The organism is Streptomyces sp. NPDC006193, from assembly GCF_040613915.1.
Lineage (GTDB): Bacteria > Actinomycetota > Actinomycetes > Streptomycetales > Streptomycetaceae > Streptomyces.
Map to the genome: position 1 here is coordinate 1 of NZ_JBEXTB010000023.1, position 23897 is coordinate 23897.

Below are 23897 nucleotides of genomic sequence, written 5' to 3' on the forward strand. Positions count from 1 at the left end.
CGGGCGTGGTTCCTGGCGTCCAGGTGGAGCGCGCCACTGTACGAACGACCTGGACGCCAGGGGCCGCGTCTGCTCGGCTCTGCCTGGGTCGACGGCAGACGGGATGGGAGCTCCCCCGCGCACACCACAAACGGCCGGCACTCGCGAACGGCGCCCCCGCCATCTCGGAGCCTGAGCGCCCCCGCCGGAGGCGTGTCCTTGACCCGCGGGTGACTTCCTCGCATCTGCCCGCATGCACGTAGCGCGCCGCCGGGCGCGGCCAGCCGGGGCGGAGACAGGAGGCAGGCCGCGCCGCAGAGGCGGCGCGCGCCCGCGCCGTGCGCGGGCCTTGATGATGTAGAGAAAGTCTTACCGCGCTAGTGACCTGGCATTGAGGAATCGATCATGCAGCCCGGCTCTTCGGCTGCTCGCCATGTTCCAGGTACACCGGAGTAGAGCTGGCCCTGGCCTCGACAGCCGCCCGGATGCGTCGGGCCAGTCGTGGGATCGTCCGCTCGGCCAGCTGGTCCGCAGAAACGAAGGCAAAGCTCTTAAGCTCGTCCGGCTGGAGCTTGATGCTTGCCAACCGGTCCTGGCTGAGTTGGCCGCCGTCGAACAGGTACAGCACCTTGTCGCCCTCGGCCTCGTTGGGGGCCCAGTCGACCGCGAGTAGGCGTCCGATGGGCGGGGTGATGCCCAGCTCCTCCTGGACCTCACGGATGGCGGCGTGCAGCGGGGACTCGCCGATTTCGACGTACCCGCCGGGGATCTCCCAGTAGTCCTTGTAGGAGGGCTCCACCATGAGGACCCGTTCGGCGGCATCAAAGAAGAGCACACCCGCTGCCATGCGCGGGTGCGCCATCTTCGCTTCGTGTGCATTCGGCGCCATGCAGCCGAGGGTACCCAGGTCAGACCACACGCAGCCTGTCGGCCAGGTCCGCCAGGTTCCGGCTCGGCCGGCCGCGCTGCCCTCGCACCCAGGTGAGCACCAGCTCCCGTGCCAGGTAGTGGCTCCGCACCTGCTCCGGCGCCCAGCTCTCTGCTTCGAGGACCTTGGCGAGCGCGTCGTCCATTCGGTTGTGGGCGCTCAGGGCCCGGGCTACTTCGAGGTTGTGCCGTGTACGGCGTTCCGTCGGCAGTCCTGTCGTGTCGATCTGCGGGCCGAGGTCGACCGCGACCTGCATGTCGCCCAGCTCGGCCGCCGTGGCTACTCGGTGAATGGCGACGTTCGTCGGCCCGAAGGCGGTCCAGACGTGGTTGGCGTCGGTGCCGAGTCGGTCGGCTGCCCGTTTCGCCTCGTCCAGGAAAGTCCGCGTCGTGGCCCGGTCGTCCGCACGGGCTGAGGCCATGGACCCCGCCAGGAACAGGGTTCCGTAGATGGACAGGAACTCGGGCGTCGGCTCCTGGAGACCAGGCCGGAGGTACTCGCCCGCGTCCCCGACCAGCTGCACGGCTGCGTCGAACCGGCCGTTGGACAGCAGGCAGTGCGCGACGGACCGGAAGAGAGAACCGGTCACGACCGGGTTGCCGGACTGCTGCGCTGCTGCCAATCCGCGGTCGGCTGCGATCCATGCCAGGTCGGTCTCACCGAGCTTGGCGAGCACCATGGCCGCGCCCTGGTACGTCATGGCCGTCAGCTCGTGTGCCCGTTCTCGCTCCCGGCCCTGGTACGCCTGGGTGGCGATCAGTGCGTCGGCCAGCAGCAGCGGCAGGCGCCGGGTCGCGAAGCCGTAGCGCGATTCCTGGTAGGCGTCCCAGACCTCTGCGACATTGCGGCTCAGCTCGTCGAGCGACGTCGGTTCGCCTTCGGTGGCGATGCCCAGCAGGGGTGTCAGCTGGCGGTAGTTCATGAGGGCTGAGCGAAGTGCCGGCACCGTGCGGGTGCCGCTGTCGGGCGTCCATTCCAGGAGGGTGGGTTCGGCCAGCAGGTCGCCGAGCGTCACGTCCAGGGCGTCGGCCAGCGACTTGATGACCGAGAGCCGGTCCAGCTCGATCCGGTTGTTCTCCGCCTTGCTCAGCCAGTCGACCGTGCGGCCCACGAGTCCGGCCAGGACCTCTTGGGAGATCCCCCGCCTGCGGCGGTACCAAGCGACTCGTTCACCGATCGTCAGGTTCGTCGTCATTCCTCGCATGGCTAGAGCGTCTTCCCATCTCCCTATGGGACCCCGGAGGAATTTTCCGGGGTAGTGCGCCGCCTCGCCCCTAGCGTCGTAGCTACCCCGAGAGGTCGCTAGGCCGAACACGCGACGAAGGAGCCACGATGCCGCTGACGCCGGCCGAAGTGGTGGAGCTGACCCGAGAAGTGAAGGAGCTGGCCGAGGAGGTGAACGTCATCGCACGCCGTGCCGACGAGCTGGTCAGCCGTCTTGCGGCTGCTTACGCACCAGTTGCTCAAGCTGATCCATCCGCTCCGCGAGCCGACGTACCTCGCGCCGTACGTCGGACAGATAGCCGGCGATCTCCTCGAACTCCGGGCTGTGCTTCGTCTGGCGGGGCTCCTCGGGAAGGGTGACGAAGCTGCCCTTCCCCTGATGGGAGATCGCGTAGCCGTCTTCACGGAGCCGTGAGATCGCCTGGCGGGCCACGGTCCGCGAGACGTCATGCTCGATCATCAACTCGGTCTCGGACGGCAGCTTGGTGCCGGGTTCCAGCTCTCCCTGCCGGATGCGCCTCTTGAAGTCGTCGGCGATCTCCAGGTACTTCGCCCGCCCGGTGAACTCGGCCATAGCCCCTCTCAGTGCTTGAAGCACTAAGTGCAGCACATCCAACCGACACCCGTCGAGAAGCACTTGACGCACTAAGTGTGTCAGGTGCACTCTCGTGACAGGCCGACGTACTAAGTACGTCAAGTTCACCCCTTGAGGAGCGCGCTCATGCGTCAGATCCCCGTCGACACCTCCGCCGCGACCGTGATGGTTGCCAAGCCCCCGCAGCCCAAGGTGAAGGACCGCCGTACCGGCGAGATCGCCACCGACGTCGAGACCGGCGCGAAGCTGATGACCGTCGACGTGATGTTCGCGGCCAACGACGAGGTGGAGATCCTGTCCATCACCGTCCCCGAGCCGGGCATCTCCGGTGAGCTGACCATGGGCACCCCGGTCGCGCTCACGGGTCTGATCGCCCGGCCGTGGGAGAACGACTTCAACGGCCAGAAGCGGCACGGCATCGCCTTCCGCGCCGTCGCGGTCACGTCCCTGGTCGCCGCTGCCGCGAACTCCAAGGCGGCCTGATCATGACCGCGTTCACGGTCGCTCTGGTGCTGGTCGTCGCCGCTGCGGGTCTCCTGCGGTGGCGGCGCCCCGCCTGGTACTGGATGACCTTCGGCGTCACCCTGGCAAGCCTGCGGGTCCTGATCCGCTACGCCTCCGTCATGGACGCCTGCGGGCTCACCGTCCCGCCCTCACGCTGGCGACTGGCCTTAGCCCGGATGACCAACCGGCCGGTCCCCGAGTCCCGCCCACCACGCATCATGCGATTCCGCCCAACCCGTACCGGCCTGGTCCTGCGGCTGGGCCTGCGCCCCGGCCAGGACGCCTTCGACGTCGCCGCCGCCTCGGACCGGCTCCGGCACTCCTTCTCGATGTACGGCGTCACCTCGCGTGAGCTGCGCTCGGGTGTCGTGGAAGTGCGGATGACCGGCTACGACGTCCTCAAGCGGGTGCAGATGCCCGCCAAGGTCGACAGGCGGCCGATGCGGGTCCCGGTGGCCCTGCGCGAGGACGGCTCGGTGCACTACCGCGACTACCGTGCCGTCCCGCACGCCCTCACCCTCGGCGCCACCGAGTCGGGTAAGTCCGTCTACCTGCGCAACTTGGTTGCCGGGCTCGCTCCGATGGACGTAGCCCTGGTCGGCATCGACTGCAAACAGGGTGTTGAGCTGTTCCCGCTGGCCCGCCGGTTCTCCGCCCTCGCCGACAACCCCGACACCGCCGCCGAGCTGCTTGACGCGCTCGTGTCCCGCATGGAAGGGATCTACCAACTCATCCGGGCTGAGCAGCGCATCACCGCCGCGGTCCCGGACGCCGAGATAGCCGCCGACATCTGGGACCTGCCCGACCATCTGCGACCGGTGCCGGTCGTGGTCCTGGTCGATGAGGTCGCCGAGCTGGCCCTGTTCGCCAGCAAGGAGGAGGAGAAGCGGCGCGACCGCATCATCACCGCGCTGGCGCGCCTCGCACAGCTCGGCCGCGCGGCCGGCATCTACCTGGAGATCTGCGGGCAGCGCTTCGGCTCCGAACTCGGCAAGGGCATCACCATGCTTCGCGCCCAGCTCACCGGCCGCACCGCGCACCGCGTCAACGACGAGACCAGCGCGAACATGGCCTTCGGTGACATCTCCCCGGACGCCGTCCTCGCCGCCATTCAGATCCCCGCAGAACTGCGCGGCCTTGCCATCGCCGGGGACTCCACCGGCGGCTGGCACCGCATCCGTGCCCCGCATACCTCCCTCCGCCAGGCCGTCAACACCTGCAACCGGCATGCCGACCGCACTCCGGACTTGCCCGAGCTGGCCCCCTTCCGGCCCGAGTCGACCGCCACCGCTGCCACTGCAGTGCCGCTGTCCAAGACGGCTCCTGCCACGGCGTAACCACTCCACTCCCCGGTCGGCGCGACCGCCTTCGTGCCAGGTCCCTATCCCTGCCATGCCTGTTGAAGGGAGAACCCCCGTCATGTGCCCCGACTGCGAGGACTTCGCCCGCACCGTCCTGCTCCTGGGCCAGCTCGCCCTCTACGCCGACACCACCGGTGCCGACCTCGACTTCGTGGACGCCGTCAGCCCTTCCCTGGCCGCCTCGCTCCCGCAGCCGCCGACCGGTGAGGAGTCCTGATGGCCACCCGTCACGCCCTGCGCGTGGATGCCGTCCTCGTCCAGGCCGTCATCGCCGGAGCCTTGTCCTTCGCCCACCTGCACGACCTGGCCGCCGCTGCCGGACAGGACGGCTGGAAGGCCTGGGCCTACCCCGTCTCCGTCGACCTGCTCCTGGTCGCCGCCTGGCGACGGCTCCGCAGCGAAGGCCCCTCCCGCCTGGCCTGGTGCTGGTTCCTCATCGCCCTGTTCGCCTCGCTGGGCGCCAACGTCGCCACCGCCGGATTCCTCGACCTGACCGACCCGCCCGCCCTGCTCCGCCTCGGCATCGCCGGATGGCCCGCCCTGGCCTTCCTCGGCGGCACCCTTCTCGCCCACTCCGCCAAGCAACCGACGACCGAACCGCCGGCACCCGCCCCGGCCCCGGACCCCGAGATCGCGGACGGCCGCAAACCGGCCCCCGAACCCGCCCCGGACCCGGAGTCCGCCCCGGCCCCGGTGGAGGAACCGGCGGCCCTTCCGCCCGCCGACCCGGCGCCCGCGGTTCCCGCCGTTCTCATCGACCACGCCCGCAAGGTCGCCGCCGACTACCGCGACCGCACCGGCGCCCCCATCGACACCGACACCCTGCGCGCTCGCCTCGGCGTGCCGCCCCACCTCGCCGACGCCATCGCCGCCCAGCTCGCCTGACCCGGAAGGAGAACCAGCCGCCATGCCCGCCCGCGACAACTTCCACTCCGTGATGCGGATCGGCCCCGTGCAGATCGGCACCCACCGCGACCGCAACGGCCGGACCAAGTACGCCGCCGTGTGCACCGCCGACCGCTGCGGCTGGTCCGCCGACTACTCCAGCCAGACCGCCGCCCAGCTCGCCGCCCGCACCCACCGCTGCCGCGTCCGCTAGGAGACACCGTCATGCAGGTCCCGCTCTGGTTCGCCCTGGCCGTCGTCGGCTACCTCGGCGTCAAGTTCCTCCGCCCGCCCTGGTGGCTCGTCGCCGTCCTCCTCCTCGGCGGCTACCTCCTCGCCGACAGCGTCCTCGCCCCCGCCATCGACACCGCCCTCACCAAGTAGCGAAGGGAGAACCGCCATGCTCCGCCCGAAGGTCCCGACCATGCCCGCCCCGACCGGACTCGTTTCCCCGCCCGCCGTCATCGAGCCGACCACTGTGGTCCAGCACCACCCGGCGCCCGCCCCGGTCCCGGCCGTCCAGGTCCCCTCCCGGCCCACCGTCCAGCTCACCCCGGGCGCCGTCCTCGCCCTCGTCGGCGGCGGTACGGCCGTGGTCCTGGTCGTCGGCGCCGTCCTGGTCTCGATGCTCCTGGCCGTCGCCGTCACCGGCGCGTCCGTCGCCGTCTGCGCCGTGGTCATCCGCTCGCTCATCACCTCGCAGCACCGCCGCTGAACGGCCCCAGGGGCGACGCACAAGCCGCCAAGCACGCCGCCGCTCCTGGGACCGGGTTCCGCCAAGCCAACCGCCATCGCCAAGGGACACAGACATGGACCTGCAGATAGCCGCGAGCATCGTGCCGTTACTCGGCTGGGCCGTGCACGGCGGCATCCTCACCCGCCGCCTCGTCTCCGCCCGCCGCGACCCGCTCACCGGCCTCCTCACCCGCGCCGGATGGACCGCCCGCGCCGAACACTGCATCCGCCGGCACCCGAGTGGAGCCGTCCTCCTGGTCGACCTCGACCACTTCAAGACCCTCAACGACACCCACGGCCACGCCGCCGGGGACGCTGCCCTGGTGGAGATCGCCGCCCGGCTGCGCGCCTGGTGCGGACGCAACGGCACCGCCGGCCGTCTGGGCGGGGACGAGTTCGTCGCCGTGATCCGGGACCTGGCCGCCGCCGACCTCGACGCGCTGACCAGCGCACTTAACCGGCCGCTGCCCTACGCCGGGACGCTCCTCCCGCTGGCCGCTTCGGTCGGCGTCTGCCCCGTCGCCGAGCTGGCCGTGCCGCTCCTCACGGACGCGCTCGCCGCCGCCGACGCGGCTATGTACGCGACCAAGGGCCGCACCCGCCGGGGCTCCCGCACCACTCGCTGAAAGGCCACCGGGTGGCGCACAAGCCGCCAAGCACGCCGCCACCCGGGGCCGTTCCTTCCAACCGCAATCGAAAGGAACCACCATCATGGCCCACCACACCCCGCCGCGGGCGAGGATCTGCCCGGCCTGCGACGGCTTCGCCTCCGTCGCCGTCACCCTCGGCGGCCGCGACCACCGTGGCCACCTGCGCACCGTCACCGCCCACTGCCCGGCCTGCCACGGCACCGGCACCGCCCGCCCCGCCCACCGGCAGGGGGTGAACGCCTGATGCCCCGCCGCTGGAGCCTCGGAGTCGACCGCATCCTGTCCGACGGACTGGACGGCGACTACGACCGCCTGAAGAAGACCGCCAAAGCCCACCAGTTGCACGACACCGACCGGGCCGCCAAGCCCGAGCGCCACGGCCGCTCCTCCAACGCCGCCGCGAGCGAAGACGCCAACACCCCGCAGAAGCGAGGTTGGCGCCGTTGACCCCGAAAGCCCTGCTCGACCCGACCACCCTCGGCGACCTGCTGAGGGTGGCTTCGGCCCCCGAGTACCCCCGCTGGGAAGACCAGATCCGCCGCACCGGCGGCTGCGCCGACCCCATCCACCTGACCGGCTGGGTCCTGCACAAGGACAAGACCACCGGCGAGCCCCTGCACCACTACTCCACCGAGACCGAGCCGGGCGGACGCCTCCGCCTCGCCTGCGGAAACCGCCGCGCCTCCCGCTGCCCCGCCTGCGCCTGGACCTACGCGGGCGACACCTATCACCTGATCCGTGCGGGCCTGGCCGGAGACGACCGCCGCGACATCCCCGCCACCGTCCGCGACCACCCGCGCGTCTTCGCCACCCTCACCGCCCCGTCCTTCGGCCCGGTCCACAACCGTCCAGACCGGGGCGTCTGCCGTTGCGGCACCCGCCACGGCGCCGACGATCCCGCCCTTGGCACCGCCCTCGACCCGGCGACCTACGACTACGCGGGCGCCGTCCTGTTCAACAACCACGCCGGACAGCTCTGGCAGCGCTTCACCAACCGGCTCCGCCGCGAGATCGCCGCCCGTGCGGGCATCACCCAGCGGGAGCTGAAGGAGTGCGCCCGGCTCTCTTACGGCAAGGTCGCCGAGTTCCAGAAACGCGGCGCCGTGCACTTCCACGCCGTCATCCGCCTCGACGGTCCCGACGGGCCGGACACCCCTCCCCCGGCCTGGGCCACAGTCGGCCTCCTCACCGACGCGATCCGTGCCGCCGCCACGCACTCCTACACCTCGGTCTCCGTCCCGGCCGCCGAGGACCAACCCGCCCGGACCTTCCGCTGGGGCACCCAGCTCGACGTCCGGCCAGTGAAGGCCTTCGGAGACGGCTCCGACATCACCGAACAGGCCGTCGCCTCCTACGTCGCCAAGTACGCCACCAAAGCCGCCGAGAACACCGGCACCCTCGACCGCCGCATCGGCGAACTCTCCGAACTCGACCGACACCAGGTCCCCGACCACACCCGCCGCCTCATCACGGCCTGCAAGCAACTCGACCCGCTCTACCCCGACCGCCGCCTCTGGGCCTGGGCGCACATGCTCGGCTTCCGCGGTCACTTCAGCTCCAAGTCGCGCTGCTACTCGACCACCCTCGGCGCCCTCCGCCAGGAACGCGCCGACTACCGCGCCGCCCAGGAGCGCGAAGTCCTCGGGCTGGACGACGCCGAGCCGGACACCGTCCTGGTCCTGGCCGACTGGCAGTACGCCGGCCACGGCCACACCCCCGGCGAATCAGTCCTCGCCGCCACCATCGCCCGCGACCTCCAGCTCAACCGCGAGACCGCCCGCGAAGCCCTACGCGACCAACTGGCCCTGGAAGGAGCCGCCGCATGACGACCGCAACCGCCCAGTTGTTGACCGTGCCGGAAGTCATGGCCCGGCTCAAGATCGGCCGCTCGAAGGTGTATGACCTGATCCGTTCGCGCCGCCTGGCCTCGATCAAAATCGATGGCGCTCGCCGCATTCCCGCCGACGCCGTCCGGGACTTCATCCTCGGCCAGATCGAGGAGACCGCCTGATGGCCGGCGAGCGCAAGCGCAACCCGAACGGCGCCGGCACCATCACCAAGCGCAAGGACGGCCGCTACCAGTGCGCGGTGTACGTGCTCCAGCCGGACGGCACCCGCGCCCGCAAGTTCGCCTACGGCAAGACCTGGGCCGAGTGCGACACCAAGCGCCGGGAACTGCTCGCCAAGGTCGACCAGGGCGTGCCCGTCCCCACCCGGTCGGCCAAGCTCGCCGAGTGGCTGCCGTACTGGTTGGAGCACTTCATCAAGCCCAACCGGAAGCGGACGACGTACAGCAAGTACGCGATGCACGTGCGCCTCTACCTCGTACCGCTGCTCGGCTCCAAGAGCCTGGAGGCACTGGGGCCCCGCCACGTGCGCACGTTCGTCGCCGACGTGTCGCGTCGAGCCTCCCCGGCCACAGCCAAGGAGGCACACCGCGTCCTGAGGACCGCCCTCACCGCGGCCTGCCGTGAGGAGCTGGTGACGCGGAACGCCGCCTCACTCGTGGAGGCCCCGAAGGTGCCGCGCCGGGAGCTGAGTCCGTGGACGCTGGACGAGACGCTGACGTTCCTGGAGCACGCCCGCCGCGATCCGCTGTACGCCGCCTTCGTCCTGGCGGTCTCCATGGGCCTGCGGCGCGGCGAGATCCTTGGGCTCCGCTGGTCGGACGTCGATCTCGAACATCGCGTCTTGCGGGTCAGCAAGCAGGTGCAGCGCGTCGGCGGGGAGCTTTACGAGGACACCACCAAGGGCGGCCGGGCGCGTCCCGTACCCCTGCCCCTGATCTGCCTGGCAGCGCTTCGCTGGCACCGGATGCGGCAGACCGAGGCTGCGCGGCTCAAGGGCGTCGAGCTGTCCCCGTCCTCGTACGTGTTCACCACCCGCAGCGGCCGCCCGATCGACCCGCAGAACGTCAACCGGTCGTTCTTCCGCATCACCGCCGCCGCCGGCCTTCGGCGCATCCGTCTGCATGACGCCCGGCACGGCTGCGCCACGCTCCTCACCGCCGCCGGTGTCGCGCCCCGCGTCGTGATGGAGATCCTTGGGCACAGCCAGATCAGCATCACGATGGACGTCTACACGCACGTGACGTCGGACACCCAACGGGAGGCCATCAGCCACATGGATCGCCTGCTCAGGCGCCGTGTCGACCGTGAGTGACCGCCCCCGTTGATGTCACCCGTGGATGTCGAACGCCCCGGACCGATCATCGGCCGGGGCGTTCGTGCTGCTCGGAATGAGAGCCCCCTGTCGGATTCGAACCGACGACCTTCGCTTTACAAGAGCGGCGCTCTGACCAGCTGAGCTAAGGAGGCGTGCACCTGGGTGCTCGTGCAGTGTACCTAGCTCCGGCGGGAGGCCCGCCGGTGATTTCCGTCGAAGTTCACAACGGCCCGGGTACTGACAGAGCGCGTGGACGCCAGGTACCGTCTCGACCCAGTTCACTCCGGTGGACCACACCGACCACCTTCCTACAACGGATCGTCCGGCACGTTCCTGCCGGTAGAAGGGGGCCCATCACCATGGCCACTGTCACGTTCGACAAGGCGACCCGGATCTACCCGGGTTCCACCAAGCCCGCCGTCGACCAGCTCGACATCGCGATCGAGGACGGCGAGTTCCTCGTCCTGGTCGGCCCGTCCGGCTGCGGCAAGTCCACCTCGCTGCGGATGCTCGCCGGCCTGGAGGACGTCAACGGCGGCGCCATCCGCATCGGCGACCGCGACGTCACGCACCTGCCGCCCAAGGACCGGGACATCGCCATGGTGTTCCAGAACTACGCCCTCTATCCGCACATGACGGTCGCGGACAACATGGGCTTCGCGCTGAAGATCGCCGGCGTCAACAAGGCGGAGATCCGGCAGAAGGTCGAGGAGGCCGCGAAGATCCTCGACCTCACGGAGTACCTGGACCGCAAGCCGAAGGCGCTCTCCGGCGGTCAGCGCCAGCGGGTCGCGATGGGCCGCGCGATCGTCCGGGAGCCGCAGGTCTTCCTCATGGACGAGCCGCTGTCCAACCTGGACGCCAAGCTCCGCGTCTCCACCCGTACGCAGATCGCGTCGCTGCAGCGCCGCCTGGGCATCACCACCGTCTACGTCACCCACGACCAGGTCGAGGCCATGACGATGGGCGACCGGGTGGCGGTCCTCAAGGACGGTCTGCTCCAGCAGGTCGACTCGCCGCGCAACATGTACGACAAGCCCGCGAACCTCTTCGTCGCCGGGTTCATCGGCTCCCCGGCCATGAACCTGGTCGAGGTGCCGATCACCGACGGCGGTGTGAAGTTCGGCAACAGCGTGGTGCCGGTCAACCGGGACGCGCTGAAGGCCGCCGCCGACAAGGGCGACCGCACGGTGACCGTCGGCGTCCGCCCCGAGCACTTCGACGTGGTCGAGCTGGGCGGCGCCGTCGCCGCGTCGCTGTCCAAGGACGCCGCGGACGCGCCGGCGGGCCTCGCCGTCTCCGTGAACGTCGTCGAGGAACTGGGCGCCGACGGCTACGTGTACGGCACCGCCGAGGTCGGCGGCCAGGCGCAGGACCTGGTGGTCCGGGTCAACGGGCGCCAGGTGCCGGAGAAGGGCTCCACGCTGCACGTGGTGCCGCGGCCGGGCGAGACCCACGTGTTCTCCACCTCCACCGGCGAGCGGCTGTCCGACTGACGCCCCCGGCCGGCGACCCACGGCCCACGGCCCGGCGAAGGGCCCCGCGCGCGGCGTGCGGGGCCCTTCGCCGTGCGGGCGGGCGTCCGGGCCCTTCGCCGGGGGGCGGAGCGCCGGGGCGGCGGGCGGGTCGGGGCGGCGGGCGGGTCGGGGCGGCGGGCGGGCCGGGGCGGCGGGCGGGCCGGGGCGGCGGGCGTCAACCCCTTACCCAGAAAGAAGCGGGTTCTCATCCCCCGTAAGGGTGACTCAACGTCTCCGTGTCATCACCGCGCGCTACCCTCACACGCGTGAAGCACTCCACCACCCCACAGACGCGACGCGGCCACCGGGGCGGTCCTGCCCGCCGGATCGGCCGCACCCTCGCCCTCGTCCTGCCCGTCGTCCTGGTGCTCTCCGGGACCCTCGCGGTCACCCGGGTCAACTGGACGGGAAGCCCCTCCGGCTCGGTGCTGGCCGCCTCCGACGTCTCCGCGGCGGGGCTCCCCGCCGAAAAGGCCGCCCGGGCCCCGCAGGACGTGCTCCGCGACCGGCTGATGACCGAACTGCGGGAGGAGAACCCGGGGGTGGTCCTGACCCACCTCCAGCAGGCCGTCAACGGACACCCCAGGCTGGCCCGGCACTGCTCCTCGATCGCCCGCGCCCTCGGCCGGGCCGCGGTGCGCATCTACGGCGCCCCCCGCGCCCAGTCGTACGCCCGCCCGGTGTGCGACACGGCCTTCGCCTCGGGCGTCCTGGCCGCGCGCGGCTGACGCCCGCGGGGAGCCGGACGACGGCTCCCGAAGGAGCGTGCCCGCGTCGGCACGCAGCGGTGGGGCGCCGCGTACAGTGCGGTCATGACCCATCCGAACGCCGCGACGCGCCCCACGCAAGCCGTGGTCCTGGCCGGTGGCCAGGGCTCACGGCTGCGTCCGTACACCGACGACCGGCCCAAGCCGATGGTCGAGATCCCCGGCACGGGCACTCCGATCATCGGCCACCAGCTCGCCTGGCTCGCCGAGGAAGGTGTGACGGACGTGGTGGTCTCCTGCGGCCACCTCGCCGAGGTCCTGCAGAAGTGGCTGGACTCGGCCGATCTGCCGGTCGACGTCACCACCGTCGTGGAGACGGAGCCGCTCGGCCGGGGCGGCGGCCTCAAGTACGCCGCCGCGCGTCTCCCCCACCCCGAGCGGCCCTGGTACGCCACGAACGGGGACATCTGGACGCGGTTCTCCCTGCGGGACATGGCCGACTTCCACACCGAGCGGGACGCGGTGGCCACGCTGGCCCTGGCGCGTCCGCGGATCCCGTGGGGCGCGGTGAAGACCGACGGGTTCGGGCACATCACCGACTTCATCGAGGCACCGCCGTCCACGTTCGAGATCAACGCGGGTGTGTACGTGTTCTCGCCCGAGTTCACCGAGCTGCTCCCGGAGCGGGGGGACCACGAGCGGACCACGTTCCCCCGGCTGGCGAGGGAGAAGAAGCTCGCCGGTTTCCCCCTTCCGCAGGGCGCGTACTGGCGGGCCATCGACACGGCCAAGGACCTGACCGAGGCGGCCAAGGAACTGGCCGCCCTGGGGCGGTAGCCGCCCGTCGCGGGAGCCGCCCGCTCGCGGGAGCGTCCGCGGTACGGGGAAGGGCCCCCTCGCCCGCGTGGGCGAAGGGGCCCTTCCCCGTACCGTGCCGTCTTGCGCCGGCCCGTCTCCGTCAGCCCAGCAGGCCGCCCACCAGGCCCGGCCGGCCGGAGGTGGAGCTGCCGCCGGAGGTGCCGGTGCCGCCCGTCGCCGTGCCGCCGCCGGTCGTGGAGCCGCCGGTGCCGGTGCCGCCGATGCTGGTCGGGCCCGCCGTGGTGCTGGGGACTTCGCCGCCCGTCGGAGGGGTCCGGCGGGGCGGGACCTGACCGGTGGTGCCCCGGGTCCGGCTGGGGGCCGCGGTCGCCCCGCCGGTGACGCGGCTGGTGCCCGGGGTCGTCGCCGCGCCGGAGGGGCTGGTGCCGGCCGTGGCGCCGCTGGTGGGGGAGGTGGAGGCCGCCGGGGCCTTCCTGTGCCGCTTGCCGGGCTTCTCCGGGAGCGGGGAGCCGGGCAGGTGGTTGCGGGGCGCCTCGCCGGGGCCGGGGACGACCACGCGGCCGGCGTCGCGGACCGCGCCGCCCAGCAGGGAGCCGCCGAGGAGGGTCAGGCCGACGGTGACGGCCGTGATCAGCGCGCCGCGGCGCAGGACGTAGCGGCGCAGGTTCCAGATGTCGGCGCGGGGGCCGAGCCGCCGCCAGGCGCCGCCGGCGAGGCGGCCGTCGATGGAGTAGACCGGGGCGCCGGCGATGACCAGCGGGGACCAGGCGGCGAGGTAGATGATGTCCGGGGCGTCGTAGGCCGGGACGGTCTTCCAGCTGACGGTGACGATCAGGGCGGCGGAGAGCAGCGCGCCGACGACCGCGGCCACGCGCTGCCAGCAGCCCAGGATGGTCAGGACGCCGACGACGACCTGGAGGAAGGCGATGACCAGGCCCGAGCCGACCGGGTGGTGGAGGGCGAACTGGCGCAGCGGCTCGGCGACGTCCCACGGGTGCAGGGTGTTGAGCCACTTGACCATGGAGCCGCGTTTGCCGCCGTCGAAGTAGACGGGGTCGCACAGCTTGCCCATGCCGGCGTAGACGGAGATGAACCCGAGGAAGACGCGCAGCGGGAGGATGACGACGCCGAGGTTCAGCCGGCGGCCGGGGTAGTAGGCGTGCCGGGCCGGGTCGTCGCCCTGGCGCCTGCCGGAGCGCGCGGCGCCGTCCGGACCGTCGGTGTCGTCGTCCGGGTGGGTGTCGTACGGCTCGTGGCCGGCGTCCGGGTCGTCCGGGCCGGCCGGGTCGTCGTAGGCGCCGGTCACCGGGCGCATGTGCGGCAGGAGCCGGGTGCCGGCGGCGTCGGGGGCGCTCCGCTGGCGGCCGACGACGGGCGTCTCGACGGTCCGGTCGAGCGTGTCGCGGGCGTCGCCGTAGCCGGTGCGGACGCGCGGCAGGAGCCGGGTGGCGCCGGCCTCCGGCTCGTCGCTGTGGCGGACGCTGCTGCCCCGCACGGCCTGGAGGAGCCGGTGGGCGCCGGTGTCGTCGGGCGCGGACCTGCCGCTCCACACGACGGGGCGGCGGCGGCCGGCGGCGTCCGCCCGGCCCGCCGTGCCGACGACGGGCATCCGGGCGGGGTCCTGGCCGGCGCTCAGGTGCCGGGCGATCCGCGGGGACCGGGTGCGCGCCGACGCCCCCAGCTGCACGCGGAAGCTGGCGTGATTGACGATGACCTGCGCCGGATCGCTCGGCACCTTCACCATGCTCAGCGCGGGAGCGTCGTCGAATCCCGACGAGCGGTCCCCCGTGGGTGTGCGGGGTGTTCTGGTGTCCACACGCATCTAACCGAGTGACGTGGCGTTAGGACACTGCCGTGACGGGCCGGATGTGTCCGGACCCCGTCAAAGCAGCGCCCGACGCCGCGTGGACGCCGTAATCCGCCCGTCCCGGTGACGGTTCGGACGGGTGTTCAGCCGCGCCTGCGGGCCGCCTCGTACAGCACGATGCCCGCGGCGACACCGGCGTTGAGCGACTCGGCGCCGCCCGGCATCGGGATGCGGACCCGGGCGTCGCAGGTCTCGCCGACCAGCCGGGACAGGCCCTTGCCCTCGCTGCCGACCACGATGACGACCGGGCCGTCCAGGGCCTGGAGGTCGCCGAGCTCCAGCTCGCCGTCCGCCGCGAGGCCGACCACGGTGACGCCGGCCTTCTTGTACGCCTCCAGCGTCCGGGTGAGGTTGGTGGCGCGGGCGACCGGCGTGCGGGCGGCCGTGCCCGCGGAGGTCTTCCAGGCGCCGGCCGTCATGCCGGCCGAGCGGCGCTCGGGGACGACCACGCCGTGCCCGCCGAAGGCGGAGACGGAGCGGACGACCGCGCCGAGGTTGCGCGGGTCGGTGACGCCGTCCAGGGCGACGATCAGCGGGTCCTCGCCGTCGTCGGCGGCGGCCTCGAGCAGGTCCTCCGGGTGCGCGTACTCGTACGGCGGGACCTGCAGGACCAGGCCCTGGTGGTTGAGGCCGTTCGTCATGCGGTCCAGCTCGGGGCGCGGGGCCTCCATGAGGTTGATGCCGCCGCGCTCGGCGGCGAGCTGGAGGGCCTCGCGGACGCGCTCGTCGTTGTCGATGAACTGCTGGACGTACAGCGTCGTGGCGGGGACGCCCTCGCGGAGCGCCTCGACCACCGGGTTGCGGCCGACGACCAGTTCGGAGGCCGACCTGCCGCCCCGGCCCCGGGCCGCGGGGCGGCGCGCGGCCTGCTTGGCCCTGGCGGTGGCGATGCGGTTCTTCTTGTGGCCCTTGCGCATCTCGGCCGGCGGGGTCGGCCCCCGGCCCTCCAGGCCCTTGCGCCGCTGGCCGCCACTGCCGACCTGCGCGCCCTTCTTGCCGGACATGCGACGGTTGTTCGCGGCCATGACCTACCTGTCTTCGTGATGCGTTCGGATACGTACGTGTGTGCAGTGTGCCGCCCGGACGGCCGGACGGCACAATCGATCACCGGCCGGGCGGCCGGTGACCACCGGCTGGTGCTCAGCGCGGACCGAGGCTCCAGCGCGGCCCCTGGGGGCCGTCCTCGATGACGAGCCCGGACTGGCCCAGCCGGTCGCGGATGGCGTCGGCGGTGGCCCAGTCCTTGCGGGCACGGGCGGACTCGCGCTGGTCGAGGACGAGCCGGACGAGGCTGTCGACCACGCCGTGCAGGTCCTCGCCCCGGTCGCCGGTGCCGCCGGCCCAGTGCGGGTCCAGCGGGTCGAGACCGAGGACGCCGAGCATGGCCCTCACCTCGGCGAGCCGGGCGACGGCGGCCTCCTTGTCGTCGGCGGCCAGCGCGCTGTTGCCCTGCCGGACGGTGGTGTGCACGACGGCGAGGGCCTGCGGGACGCCCAGGTCGTCGTCCATCGCCTCGGCGAAGGCGGGCGGCACGTCGGCGGCGGGCTCGACGGTCTTGCCGGCCAGCTCGGTGACCCGCTGCACGAATCCCTCGATCCGCGCGAACGCGGACTCGGCCTCGCGCAGCGACTCCTCGCTGTACTCGATCATCGAGCGGTAGTGCGGGGTGCCCAGGTAGTAGCGCAGGACGATGGGCCGCCACCGCTTGACCATCTCCGACACCAGGACGGAGTTCCCCAGCGACTTGGACATCTTGTCCCCGGCCATGGTGACCCAGGCGTTGTGCACCCAGAACCGGGCGAAGTCGTCGCCGTAGGCCTTGGCCTGGGCGATCTCGTTCTCGTGGTGCGGGAAGATCAGGTCCAGGCCGCCGCCGTGGATGTCGAAGGCGGAGCCCAGGTACTTGTGGGCCATCGCCGAGCACTCCAGGTGCCAGCCGGGGCGGCCGGGGCCCCACGGGGTCGGCCAGGTCGGCTCGCCCGGCTTGGCCGCCTTCCACAGGGCGAAGTCGCGCGGGTCCCGCTTGCCGGTCTCGCCCTCGCCGGACGGCTGGAGCAGGTTGTCCAGGTCCTGCCGGGACAGCTCCAGGTAGGCCGGGAAGGACCGCACGTCGAAGTAGACGTTGCCGTCGGCCGCGTAGGCGTGCCCGCGCTCGATGAGGCCCCGCATCATCTCGATCATCTCGGGCACGTGGCCGGTGGCGCGCGGCTCGTAGGTCGGCGGGAGGCACCCGAGCGCGGTGTACCCGTCGTTGAAGGCGCGCTCGTTCTCGTACCCGATCGACCACCAGGGCCGGTTCTGCTCGTGGCTCTTGGCGATGATCTTGTCGTCGATGTCGGTGACGTTGCGGACGAACGTCACCTCGTAGCCGCGGTACGCGAACCAGCGGCGCATGATGTCGAAGTTGAGGCCCGAGCGGATGTGCCCGATGTGGGGTGCCGCCTGCACGGTGGCGCCACACAGGTAGATCGAGACACAACCCGGCTTGAGCGGGGTGAAGTCACGGATCTGCCGGGCGCTGGTGTCGTACAGGCGAATAGTCACCACTCCAGGGTAGTGGGCGCCGGACAGTGCCATGCGCCCCCTGTGGAAACGCCGCGTCTCAGTGCATCCCGACGACCTTGCGCGCCGTGATCCGCACGACGACCCGCTCGGCGTCCCGGACCGAGGCCGGGTTGAAGTCCGCGTAGTCCTTGCCGGTGTACTTCCGGCTCAGTTCGTCGATGAGCTCCCGGCCGCCCTCCGTGGTCATCTCGGCGGTGCCGCGGATCTCGGCGTACTCGTACGGCTGCTCGGGGTTCATGACGACGACCGTCACCCGGGGGTCGCGCCGCAGGTTCTCGTACTTGCGGCGGTCGACCGTCGTGGAGAAGAGGATGGCGTCGCCGTCGCGCTTCACCCAGACCGGTGACATCTGCGGGCTGCCGTCGGGCTGGACGGTGCCGACGACGATGAACACCTTGTCGTCGAGCAGGGACTTGACGCGGTCGGACAGTACGGCGGACATGGCCACCCTCCGGAGTCCAGGGATCACTGGTCGCCGTGAGAGTACCCCTCGTACGCGCTCAGCTCACCCGCACCACGAGAGCGGTCGCCACCGCCATGAGGCCCTCCCCGCGGCCGGGGAAGCCGAGCCCGTCGGTCGTCGCGCCGGAGACGGAGACGGGAGCGCCGGCCGCCTCCGAGAGGATCCTCTGGGCCTCCTCCCGCCGCTTGCCGATCTTCGGGCGGGGGCCGACCACCTGGACGGCGACGTTGCCGACGGCGAAGCCCGCCTCGCGCACGATCCGCGCGGCCTCGGCCAGCAGGGTGACCCCGGAGGCGCCGGACCACTCGGGGCGGCCGGTGCCGAAGTGCTGCCCCAGGTCGCCGAGCCCGGCCGCGGAGAAGAGGGCGTTGCACGCGGCGTGCGCGACGACGTCGGCGTCGGAGTGCCCGGCCAGGCCCGGCCCCTCGCCCTCCCACTTCAGGCCGGCGCACCACAGCTCGCGGCCCTCCTCGAAGGCGTGGATGTCGGTGCCGATGCCGACCTGCGGCAGGAGCGGAAGCTGTTCAGAAGCCATCGTTGAGCCTCCTGCGGGCCAGGACCGCCTCGGCGAGGACCAGGTCGAGGGGCCGGGTGACCTTGAAGGCCTCCTCGTGACCGGGGACGGTCACGACCGTCAGGCCCAGCCGCTCGACCATGCTCGCGTCGTCGGTGACGTCACCGGTGACGGTCTCGTGGGCGCGGACCAGGGTGGCGCGGTCGAAGCCCTGCGGCGTCTGGACGGCGCGCAGCCGGGCGCGGTCCGGGGTGGCGAGGACCGGTTCGGGGTCGCCGGGGGCGGCCGCGGGCTCGACCTCCTTCACGGTGTCGGCCAGCGGGAGGGCGGGCACGACGGCGGGGGCGCCGTCGCGCACGGCCTCGACGACCGCGTCGACCGTGTCGACGGGGACGAGCGGGCGGGCCGCGTCGTGGACGAGGACGACGCCGTACTCCGGCGGCAGCGCCGCCAGGCCGAGCCGGACCGATTCCTGCCGCGTCTCACCGCCGGGCACGACGAGGAAGTCGGTGCTCCCCCGGCCGCCTCCGGGGGCGCCTCCGGGCAGCGCGTACGCGTCGAGCAGCGACTTCACCTCGGCGACGCCCTCCGGCGGGGCCACGACGATCACCAGGCCGACGTGACGCGACACGGCGAGGGCGCGGATCGCGTGGATGAGCATGGGCGTGCCGTTCAGCGCGCGGAGTGCCTTGGGGGCGCCCGGACCGAGGCGCACGCCCCGGCCGGCGGCCGGAATCACGGCGGCGACGGGGGTCTGCGCGGGCGTGGGACGCGATTCGTCAGACATCGGATCCTGTCAGGTTTGTGTGCTCGACCTACGTGGGTATGGCCTGGAGGAGTGCCGGGCGCGACGCCTTGACCGGACCCTTTCCGTGACCCTGGTCGAGCCGTCCGCCGGGCCCGGCACGACAAGTATCGGGGGATCTTCCTCGGGGGTGTGCGGCAGGCGATCACGGCGTCCGGTCGGGCTGCCGCTGTGCGGGGACGAACATGCCGCAGCGCCCGGCGACAGGATCAGTGTCATCGGGCACCGCGGCATTTACTGTGCTGAGCGTGCCGGAAGCGAGGGTTCGCTGCCGCTGCGCGTCAGGAGGCGAGCACCTCGTCGAGCAGGGCCTCGGCCTTGTCCTCGTTCGTGTTCTCCGCGAGAGCCAGCTCGCTCACCAGGATCTGGCGGGCCTTGGCGAGCATGCGCTTCTCACCGGCTGACAGTCCGCGCTCGCGCTCGCGGCGCCACAGGTCGCGCACGACCTCCGCGACCTTGATGACATCGCCGGAGGCGAGCTTCTCCAGGTTTGCCTTGTAGCGACGGGACCAGTTCGTGGGCTCCTCGGCGTACGGCGCGCGCAGCACCTCGAAGACCCGGTCCAGCCCGTCCTGACCGACCACATCACGCACGCCGACGAACTCCGCATTGTCCGCTGGCACACGCACCGTCAGGTCACCCTGGGCGACCTTCAGCACCAAGTAGGTCTTGTCCACGCCTTTGATCTGGCGAGTTTCGATGGCCTCGATCAGCGCGGCCCCGTGATGGGGATAGACCACGGTGTCGCCAACCTTGAACGTCATGTGACAGGTACCCCTTCCGTGGCTATCCAGGGTAACACGGATACGGCGTCTTCTGAATGGCGTTTTCGCAGGTCAGGGCATATCTCGGGGCTTGACAACAGCAACCGGAACGTGCTGCGAGGAGTCTGCGGAAGCAGGTATTCGCAGGTCGGAGGCGCTCTCCGGGGGGAGCGAAACACGTACGTCACACACCCCGGGGGGCCACCTCAAGTGGCCGAAAGTCCCGTTTTGTCCGGTTCCAAGCGTACGACTTCCGCTACTCCGTTCGGTGACCAGGGGTGGATGTGAGACGAATCCGGAATTGATCAACGACTCCCGGAGGGGTCCTCCGTGATCAATTCCGGGGCGGTGGCGCATTCCTCCGCGGAAATTTCCCGGGCCGTGTCGCCGGGTGTTGCGCGCGTTGCCGGGAGGGCTTGCCGCCGCGTTATGCGAATGACCGGCGAGCGCCCCCGCAAAGTCACCCGGGGGCCGCTCGCGGTCACCCGGGAGCCGCTCGCGCCGGCGCGCCGCCCCCGCCCGGACGGAAGGACCGCGCCCGCGGGGAGGGTCGGGTGCGGCCGCCCGGGGGCGGCTCGGTAACCTAAGGCCGCTGACAAGCCCCTTAGGGCGGCTTTACAAGGAGGCCGCCCGCGCGTTCAAGGAGTTGCCGCCGCCGTGAGCAGCAGCCTTCGACGCGGCGCCCTCGCCGCCTCCGCCATCGTCGTCTCGATCGCCTCGCTCGCCGCCTGCGGCGCCGGAAACAACGCCCAGACCCTGGAGATCAAGCCGGACAACGCCGCGATCAGCGTCGGCGACATCAAGATCCAGAACGCTGTGGTCATCACCCAGCCCGACCTGAAGGCCACGGGCCCGGCGGTGATCTCCGCGACCCTCTTCAACGGCGGGAACACCGACCAGACCCTCGAGTCGGTGACGCTGGAGGGCAGCGGCACGTCCGCCGAGCTGAAGCCCGCCAAGGGGCAGCGCCTGACCGTGCCGGCCGGCGGCTCGCTGATCCTCGGCGGCAAGGACAACGCCTCCGCGGTGCTGCCCAGCGGCCGCGAGGCCGTCCAGGACGGCAACGCCCAGAAGGTCACCTTCACCTTCAGCAGGACCGGCAAGGTGACCCTGCGCGCCCTGGTGGTCCCGGCCACCGGCTACTTCGAGAAGTGGGGCCCGTCCCAGCTCCCGTCCGCCTCGGCCGCCGCCTCCGGCGCCCCCGGCGCCACGGCCTCCGGCAGCGCCGGCGCCTCCAGCAGCGGCAAGCCGGAGAAGGGCGACAAGGAGACCCCGTCGTCCGGCGCCGGCGAGACGAGCGCCGTCCCGAGCGACTCCGCCTCCCAGTCGGCCGCGGGTCACTGAGCCACCGCCCGGCGTGGCGCCGGGGGCGCCGGCCGGGCGCGCTGCGGAACAGGTCGGCGCGCATCGCGGGGAACGGGGTCTGCGGGCACCGCTGCGGAACGGCTCACCGGGCGCGGCCCGAGCGGTTGCGCCTCGCCGGTCCGGGCCGGCCGCCGAGGAGCGCGGCCGGACGACCGCGCCTCGTCCGCCCGCAGCACCGTGGCCCGTCCGGAGCGGACGCGGCTCCCCCGTCCACGCCCTGCGGTCGCACGGCAGCGGCTTGCCGGTCCGGGGGCCGAGTCCGGGCGGCCGGGCGGTCGCGCCGCGCCCGGCCGCGCCGTCCGCGCCGGCCGCCGAGAGGCACGCGCACGCACGGGCCGAGAGGCACGCGCACGCACAGGCCGAGAGGCACGCGCACGCACAGGCCGGGAAGCACGCGCACGCACAGGCCGAGAGGCACGCGCACGCACAGGCCGGGAAGCACGCGCACGCACAGGCCGGGAAGCACGCGCACGCACAGGCCGGGAAGCACGCGCACGCACGAGGGCGGCGCCCCGCACGGGGCGCCGCCCTTCGCCGTCGTACGGGCGCCGGGCCGTCTACGGCTCGAACTTGTAGCCCAGGCCGCGCACCGTCACCAGGTACCGCGGCGCGCCCGGGTCCGGCTCGATCTTGGCGCGCAGCCGCTTGACGTGGACGTCCAGCGTCTTGGTGTCGCCCACGTAGTCGGCGCCCCAGACCCGGTCGATGAGCTGCATGCGGGTCAGCACGCGGCCCGCGTTGCGCAGCAGCATCTCCAGCAGGTCGAACTCCTTCAGCGGCAGGTCGACCTTGGAGCCGGCGACGGTCACCACGTGCCGGTCCACGTCCATGCGGACCGGGCCCGCCTCCAGCGCGGCCGGGGCGACCTCCTCCGGCTCGCCGCGGCGGCGCAGCACCGCGCGGATGCGGGCGACGAGCTCCCGCGAGGAGAACGGCTTGGTGACGTAGTCGTCGGCTCCTATCTCCAGACCGACGACCTTGTCGATCTCGCTGTCCTTCGCGGTCACCATGATCACCGGAACGTTGGAGCGGCCGCGCAGCTGACGGCACACCTCCGTGCCGGGCAGTCCCGGCAGCATCAGGTCGAGGAGGACCAGGTCGGCGCCGTTGCGCTCGAACTCGTCCAGCCCGTCGGGACCGGTGGCCGCGACGGCGACCTCGAAGCCCTCCTTGCGGAGCATGTACGACAGGGCGTCGGAGAAGGACTCCTCGTCCTCAACGACGAGCACTCGGGTCACGGAAGGACCTCCGGGGCGGGAAGCGGTTCGTACGGGGGTGTGTCTGCGGCGCCGGCCTCGCCGTCGAGGCCGGGGTGCTGCTGTGCGCGGTCGCGGGCCGCGCCCGCCTCCGGCAGCCTGAGGGTGAAGGTGGAGCCCTGGCCTTCGGCGCTCCAGACCGTGACCTCCCCGCCGTGCGAGGCGGCCACGTGCTTGACGATGGCGAGCCCCAGACCGGTGCCGCCGGTGGCCCGGGAGCGGGCCGGGTCGACGCGGTAGAAGCGCTCGAAGATGCGCTCCTTGTCCTTGTCGGAGATGCCGATGCCCTGGTCGGTCACGGCGATCTCGATCAGGTCGCCGCCGGCCGCGGCCACCCGGCGCGCGGCGATGCCGACGCGGGTGCGGGCCGGGGAGTAGTTGACGGCGTTCTCGACCAGGTTGCCGAGGGCGGCGGCGAGCTGGCCGCGGTTGCCCCAGACGTGCAGGTCGGCGGTGCCGCCGGCGGCAATGGTGATCTGCTTCGTACCGGCCTGGTGGCGGCAGCGGTCGATGGCCTCGGCGACCAGCTCCTCCACGCGGACCGGCTCGGCGTCCTCCAGCGGGTCGTCGTTCTGCACCCGGGAGAGGTCGATCAGCTCCTGCACCAGATTGGTCAGCCGGGTCGCCTCGATCTGCATGCGGCCCGCGAACCGCTGCACGGCCTCGGGATCGTCGGAGGCGTCCATCACGGCCTCGGACAGCAGGGAGAGCGCGCCGACGGGCGTCTTCAGCTCGTGGCTGACGTTGGCCACGAAGTCACGCCGCACCGCCTCGATCCTGCGGGCCTCGGTCAGGTCCTCGACCAGCAGCAGCACCAGACGGGAGCCCAGCGGGGCCACGCGCGCGGAGACGGCGAGTGCCTCGCCGCGGCCGGTGCCGCGCCGCGGCAGGTCCAGCTCGACCTGGCGTATCTCCCCGTCTCTGCGCGTGTCCCGGGCCATCTGGAGCATCGGCTCCACGGCCAGCTTGCCGCCGCGGACCAGCCCGAGGGCGTAGGCGGCGGAGCTGGCCTTGACCACGGCGTCGGCCTCGTCGAGGACGACGGCGGAGGAGCGCAGCACCGACAGCACGGTGTCCACGCCGGGCGGGAGTACGGCATCGGTGTGCAAGGAAGTCCTGGTGGGTCGCTTCTGGTCGCGTTCACTCCAACGGAACGCCAGCATGGCGATGACACCGGTGAGCGCCCCGGCGATCGCTGCCGCTGCGGCGACCGCCGCGTTCACGTCCAT

Annotated in this window: 29 protein-coding genes and 1 tRNA gene; 17 read left to right on the forward strand and 13 right to left on the reverse strand. The window is 72.1% G+C overall.

From position 1 onward, the window contains the following. Window positions 1–382: 382 nt before the first annotated feature. The 3 genes from ABZ261_RS20500 to ABZ261_RS20510 all read right to left on the reverse strand — a co-directional run bounded on the left by ABZ261_RS20500 (window position 383) and on the right by ABZ261_RS20510 (window position 2705). Window positions 383–868 (reverse strand): NUDIX hydrolase, encoded by a 486-nt coding sequence (locus ABZ261_RS20500; RefSeq protein ID WP_356861103.1) that lies wholly within the window; start codon window positions 866–868, stop codon window positions 383–385. Between the two features lie 19 nt (window positions 869–887). After that, window positions 888–2102 (reverse strand): helix-turn-helix transcriptional regulator, encoded by a 1215-nt coding sequence (locus tag ABZ261_RS20505; protein WP_356861105.1) that lies wholly within the window; start codon window positions 2100–2102, stop codon window positions 888–890. Window positions 2103–2336: 234 nt separating this feature from the next. Beyond that, window positions 2337–2705 (reverse strand): winged helix-turn-helix domain-containing protein, encoded by a 369-nt coding sequence (locus ABZ261_RS20510; RefSeq protein ID WP_356861107.1) that lies wholly within the window; start codon window positions 2703–2705, stop codon window positions 2337–2339. A gap of 147 nt (window positions 2706–2852) precedes the next feature. Between ABZ261_RS20510 and ABZ261_RS20515 the strand changes: the two genes are divergently transcribed. The 13 genes from ABZ261_RS20515 to ABZ261_RS20575 all read left to right on the forward strand — a co-directional run bounded on the left by ABZ261_RS20515 (window position 2853) and on the right by ABZ261_RS20575 (window position 10023). After that, the gene (locus tag ABZ261_RS20515; protein ID WP_356861109.1) at window positions 2853–3209 is read left to right on the forward strand and encodes a hypothetical protein; all 357 of its coding nucleotides are present in this window, start codon (window positions 2853–2855) and stop codon (window positions 3207–3209) included. A gap of 2 nt (window positions 3210–3211) precedes the next feature. Continuing rightward, window positions 3212–4567, forward strand: a complete 1356-nt coding sequence (locus ABZ261_RS20520) for an FtsK/SpoIIIE domain-containing protein (RefSeq protein ID WP_356861111.1) — start codon at window positions 3212–3214, stop codon at window positions 4565–4567. An 82-nt stretch (window positions 4568–4649) separates the two neighbouring features. Further along, window positions 4650–4808: a hypothetical protein gene (locus ABZ261_RS20525; protein ID WP_199808486.1), complete on the forward strand. Its 159-nt coding sequence runs from the start codon at window positions 4650–4652 to the stop codon at window positions 4806–4808. Next, window positions 4808–5476 carry a DUF2637 domain-containing protein gene (locus tag ABZ261_RS20530; RefSeq protein WP_356861114.1) on the forward strand — a complete coding sequence of 223 codons (669 nt, stop codon included), beginning with the start codon at window positions 4808–4810 and terminating at the stop codon, window positions 5474–5476. The genes ABZ261_RS20525 and ABZ261_RS20530 overlap by 1 nt, the downstream gene beginning before the upstream one ends. Window positions 5477–5498: 22 nt before the next feature. After that, complete coding sequence (locus ABZ261_RS20535) at window positions 5499–5690, forward strand: mobile element transfer protein (RefSeq protein ID WP_356861116.1); 192 nt, start codon at window positions 5499–5501, stop codon at window positions 5688–5690. An 11-nt stretch (window positions 5691–5701) separates the two neighbouring features. Next, the gene (locus tag ABZ261_RS20540; protein ID WP_107066016.1) at window positions 5702–5860 is read left to right on the forward strand and encodes a hypothetical protein; all 159 of its coding nucleotides are present in this window, start codon (window positions 5702–5704) and stop codon (window positions 5858–5860) included. A gap of 16 nt (window positions 5861–5876) precedes the next feature. Beyond that, a complete protein-coding gene (locus tag ABZ261_RS20545; protein ID WP_356861118.1) occupies window positions 5877–6191 on the forward strand; it encodes a SpdD-like protein in 315 nt (104 codons plus the stop codon). Between the two features lie 94 nt (window positions 6192–6285). After that, window positions 6286–6837, forward strand: coding sequence for a GGDEF domain-containing protein (locus ABZ261_RS20550; protein ID WP_356861120.1), 552 nt, complete (start codon window positions 6286–6288; stop codon window positions 6835–6837). Window positions 6838–6922: 85 nt separating this feature from the next. After that, window positions 6923–7105, forward strand: coding sequence for a hypothetical protein (locus ABZ261_RS20555; protein WP_208879662.1), 183 nt, complete (start codon window positions 6923–6925; stop codon window positions 7103–7105). After that, a complete protein-coding gene (locus ABZ261_RS20560; protein ID WP_356861122.1) occupies window positions 7105–7308 on the forward strand; it encodes a hypothetical protein in 204 nt (67 codons plus the stop codon). Before ABZ261_RS20555 ends, ABZ261_RS20560 begins: the two co-directional genes overlap by 1 nt. Beyond that, the gene (gene repSA, locus ABZ261_RS20565; protein ID WP_356861124.1) at window positions 7305–8687 is read left to right on the forward strand and encodes a replication initiator protein RepSA; all 1383 of its coding nucleotides are present in this window, start codon (window positions 7305–7307) and stop codon (window positions 8685–8687) included. Before ABZ261_RS20560 ends, repSA begins: the two co-directional genes overlap by 4 nt. Continuing rightward, window positions 8684–8872, forward strand: a complete 189-nt coding sequence (locus tag ABZ261_RS20570; RefSeq protein ID WP_356861126.1) for a helix-turn-helix domain-containing protein — start codon at window positions 8684–8686, stop codon at window positions 8870–8872. Before repSA ends, ABZ261_RS20570 begins: the two co-directional genes overlap by 4 nt. Next, complete coding sequence (locus ABZ261_RS20575) at window positions 8872–10023, forward strand: site-specific integrase (protein WP_356861128.1); 1152 nt, start codon at window positions 8872–8874, stop codon at window positions 10021–10023. The genes ABZ261_RS20570 and ABZ261_RS20575 overlap by 1 nt, the downstream gene beginning before the upstream one ends. An 81-nt stretch (window positions 10024–10104) precedes the next feature. Here ABZ261_RS20575 and ABZ261_RS20580 read toward each other — a convergent pair. Beyond that, a tRNA-Thr gene (locus tag ABZ261_RS20580) sits at window positions 10105–10178 on the reverse strand. A 207-nt stretch (window positions 10179–10385) separates the two neighbouring features. On the opposite strand from ABZ261_RS20580, the gene ugpC reads away from it, so the two are divergent. The 3 genes from ugpC (at window position 10386) to ABZ261_RS20595 (ending at window position 13087) form a co-directional block, all read left to right on the forward strand. Further along, window positions 10386–11522 (forward strand): sn-glycerol-3-phosphate ABC transporter ATP-binding protein UgpC, encoded by a 1137-nt coding sequence (ugpC, locus tag ABZ261_RS20585; RefSeq protein WP_356861130.1) that lies wholly within the window; start codon window positions 10386–10388, stop codon window positions 11520–11522. A 287-nt stretch (window positions 11523–11809) separates the two neighbouring features. Beyond that, entirely contained in the window at window positions 11810–12271 is a 462-nt protein-coding gene (locus ABZ261_RS20590; protein ID WP_356861132.1) for a hypothetical protein, read from the forward strand. An 84-nt stretch (window positions 12272–12355) separates the two neighbouring features. Further along, the gene (locus ABZ261_RS20595) at window positions 12356–13087 is read left to right on the forward strand and encodes a nucleotidyltransferase family protein (protein WP_356861134.1); all 732 of its coding nucleotides are present in this window, start codon (window positions 12356–12358) and stop codon (window positions 13085–13087) included. A 121-nt stretch (window positions 13088–13208) separates the two neighbouring features. Here the strand turns inward: ABZ261_RS20595 and ABZ261_RS20600 are convergent, their stop codons facing one another. From ABZ261_RS20600 to ABZ261_RS20630, 7 genes are all read right to left on the reverse strand, one after another. Beyond that, the gene (locus tag ABZ261_RS20600) at window positions 13209–14891 is read right to left on the reverse strand and encodes a DoxX family membrane protein (RefSeq protein ID WP_356861136.1); all 1683 of its coding nucleotides are present in this window, start codon (window positions 14889–14891) and stop codon (window positions 13209–13211) included. 128 nt (window positions 14892–15019) lie between these two features. Beyond that, entirely contained in the window at window positions 15020–15961 is a 942-nt protein-coding gene (gene rlmB, locus ABZ261_RS20605; protein ID WP_356861138.1) for a 23S rRNA (guanosine(2251)-2'-O)-methyltransferase RlmB, read from the reverse strand. A 115-nt stretch (window positions 15962–16076) separates the two neighbouring features. Continuing rightward, a complete protein-coding gene (cysS, locus tag ABZ261_RS20610; RefSeq protein WP_356861140.1) occupies window positions 16077–17480 on the reverse strand; it encodes a cysteine--tRNA ligase in 1404 nt (467 codons plus the stop codon). Window positions 17481–17538: 58 nt separating this feature from the next. Next, window positions 17539–17943 (reverse strand): PPOX class F420-dependent oxidoreductase, encoded by a 405-nt coding sequence (locus ABZ261_RS20615; protein ID WP_356861142.1) that lies wholly within the window; start codon window positions 17941–17943, stop codon window positions 17539–17541. Between the two features lie 58 nt (window positions 17944–18001). Continuing rightward, window positions 18002–18499 (reverse strand): 2-C-methyl-D-erythritol 2,4-cyclodiphosphate synthase, encoded by a 498-nt coding sequence (gene ispF, locus ABZ261_RS20620; protein ID WP_356861144.1) that lies wholly within the window; start codon window positions 18497–18499, stop codon window positions 18002–18004. Next, complete coding sequence (gene ispD, locus ABZ261_RS20625) at window positions 18489–19265, reverse strand: 2-C-methyl-D-erythritol 4-phosphate cytidylyltransferase (RefSeq protein WP_356861146.1); 777 nt, start codon at window positions 19263–19265, stop codon at window positions 18489–18491. The genes ispF and ispD overlap by 11 nt, the downstream gene beginning before the upstream one ends. A 299-nt stretch (window positions 19266–19564) precedes the next feature. Beyond that, on the reverse strand, window positions 19565–20047 hold the full coding sequence (locus ABZ261_RS20630) for a CarD family transcriptional regulator (protein ID WP_003953493.1): 483 nt from the start codon (window positions 20045–20047) through the stop codon (window positions 19565–19567). A gap of 657 nt (window positions 20048–20704) precedes the next feature. Between ABZ261_RS20630 and ABZ261_RS20635 the strand changes: the two genes are divergently transcribed. After that, window positions 20705–21391 carry a DUF461 domain-containing protein gene (locus ABZ261_RS20635; RefSeq protein WP_356861148.1) on the forward strand — a complete coding sequence of 229 codons (687 nt, stop codon included), beginning with the start codon at window positions 20705–20707 and terminating at the stop codon, window positions 21389–21391. A 578-nt stretch (window positions 21392–21969) separates the two neighbouring features. On the opposite strand, the gene ABZ261_RS20640 is transcribed toward ABZ261_RS20635, so the two are convergent. Together ABZ261_RS20640 and ABZ261_RS20645 are read right to left on the reverse strand one after the other, a co-directional pair. Next, complete coding sequence (locus tag ABZ261_RS20640) at window positions 21970–22650, reverse strand: response regulator transcription factor (RefSeq protein ID WP_030612283.1); 681 nt, start codon at window positions 22648–22650, stop codon at window positions 21970–21972. Beyond that, the gene (locus ABZ261_RS20645; RefSeq protein ID WP_356861150.1) at window positions 22647–23897 is read right to left on the reverse strand and encodes an ATP-binding protein; all 1251 of its coding nucleotides are present in this window, start codon (window positions 23895–23897) and stop codon (window positions 22647–22649) included. Before ABZ261_RS20645 ends, ABZ261_RS20640 begins: the two co-directional genes overlap by 4 nt.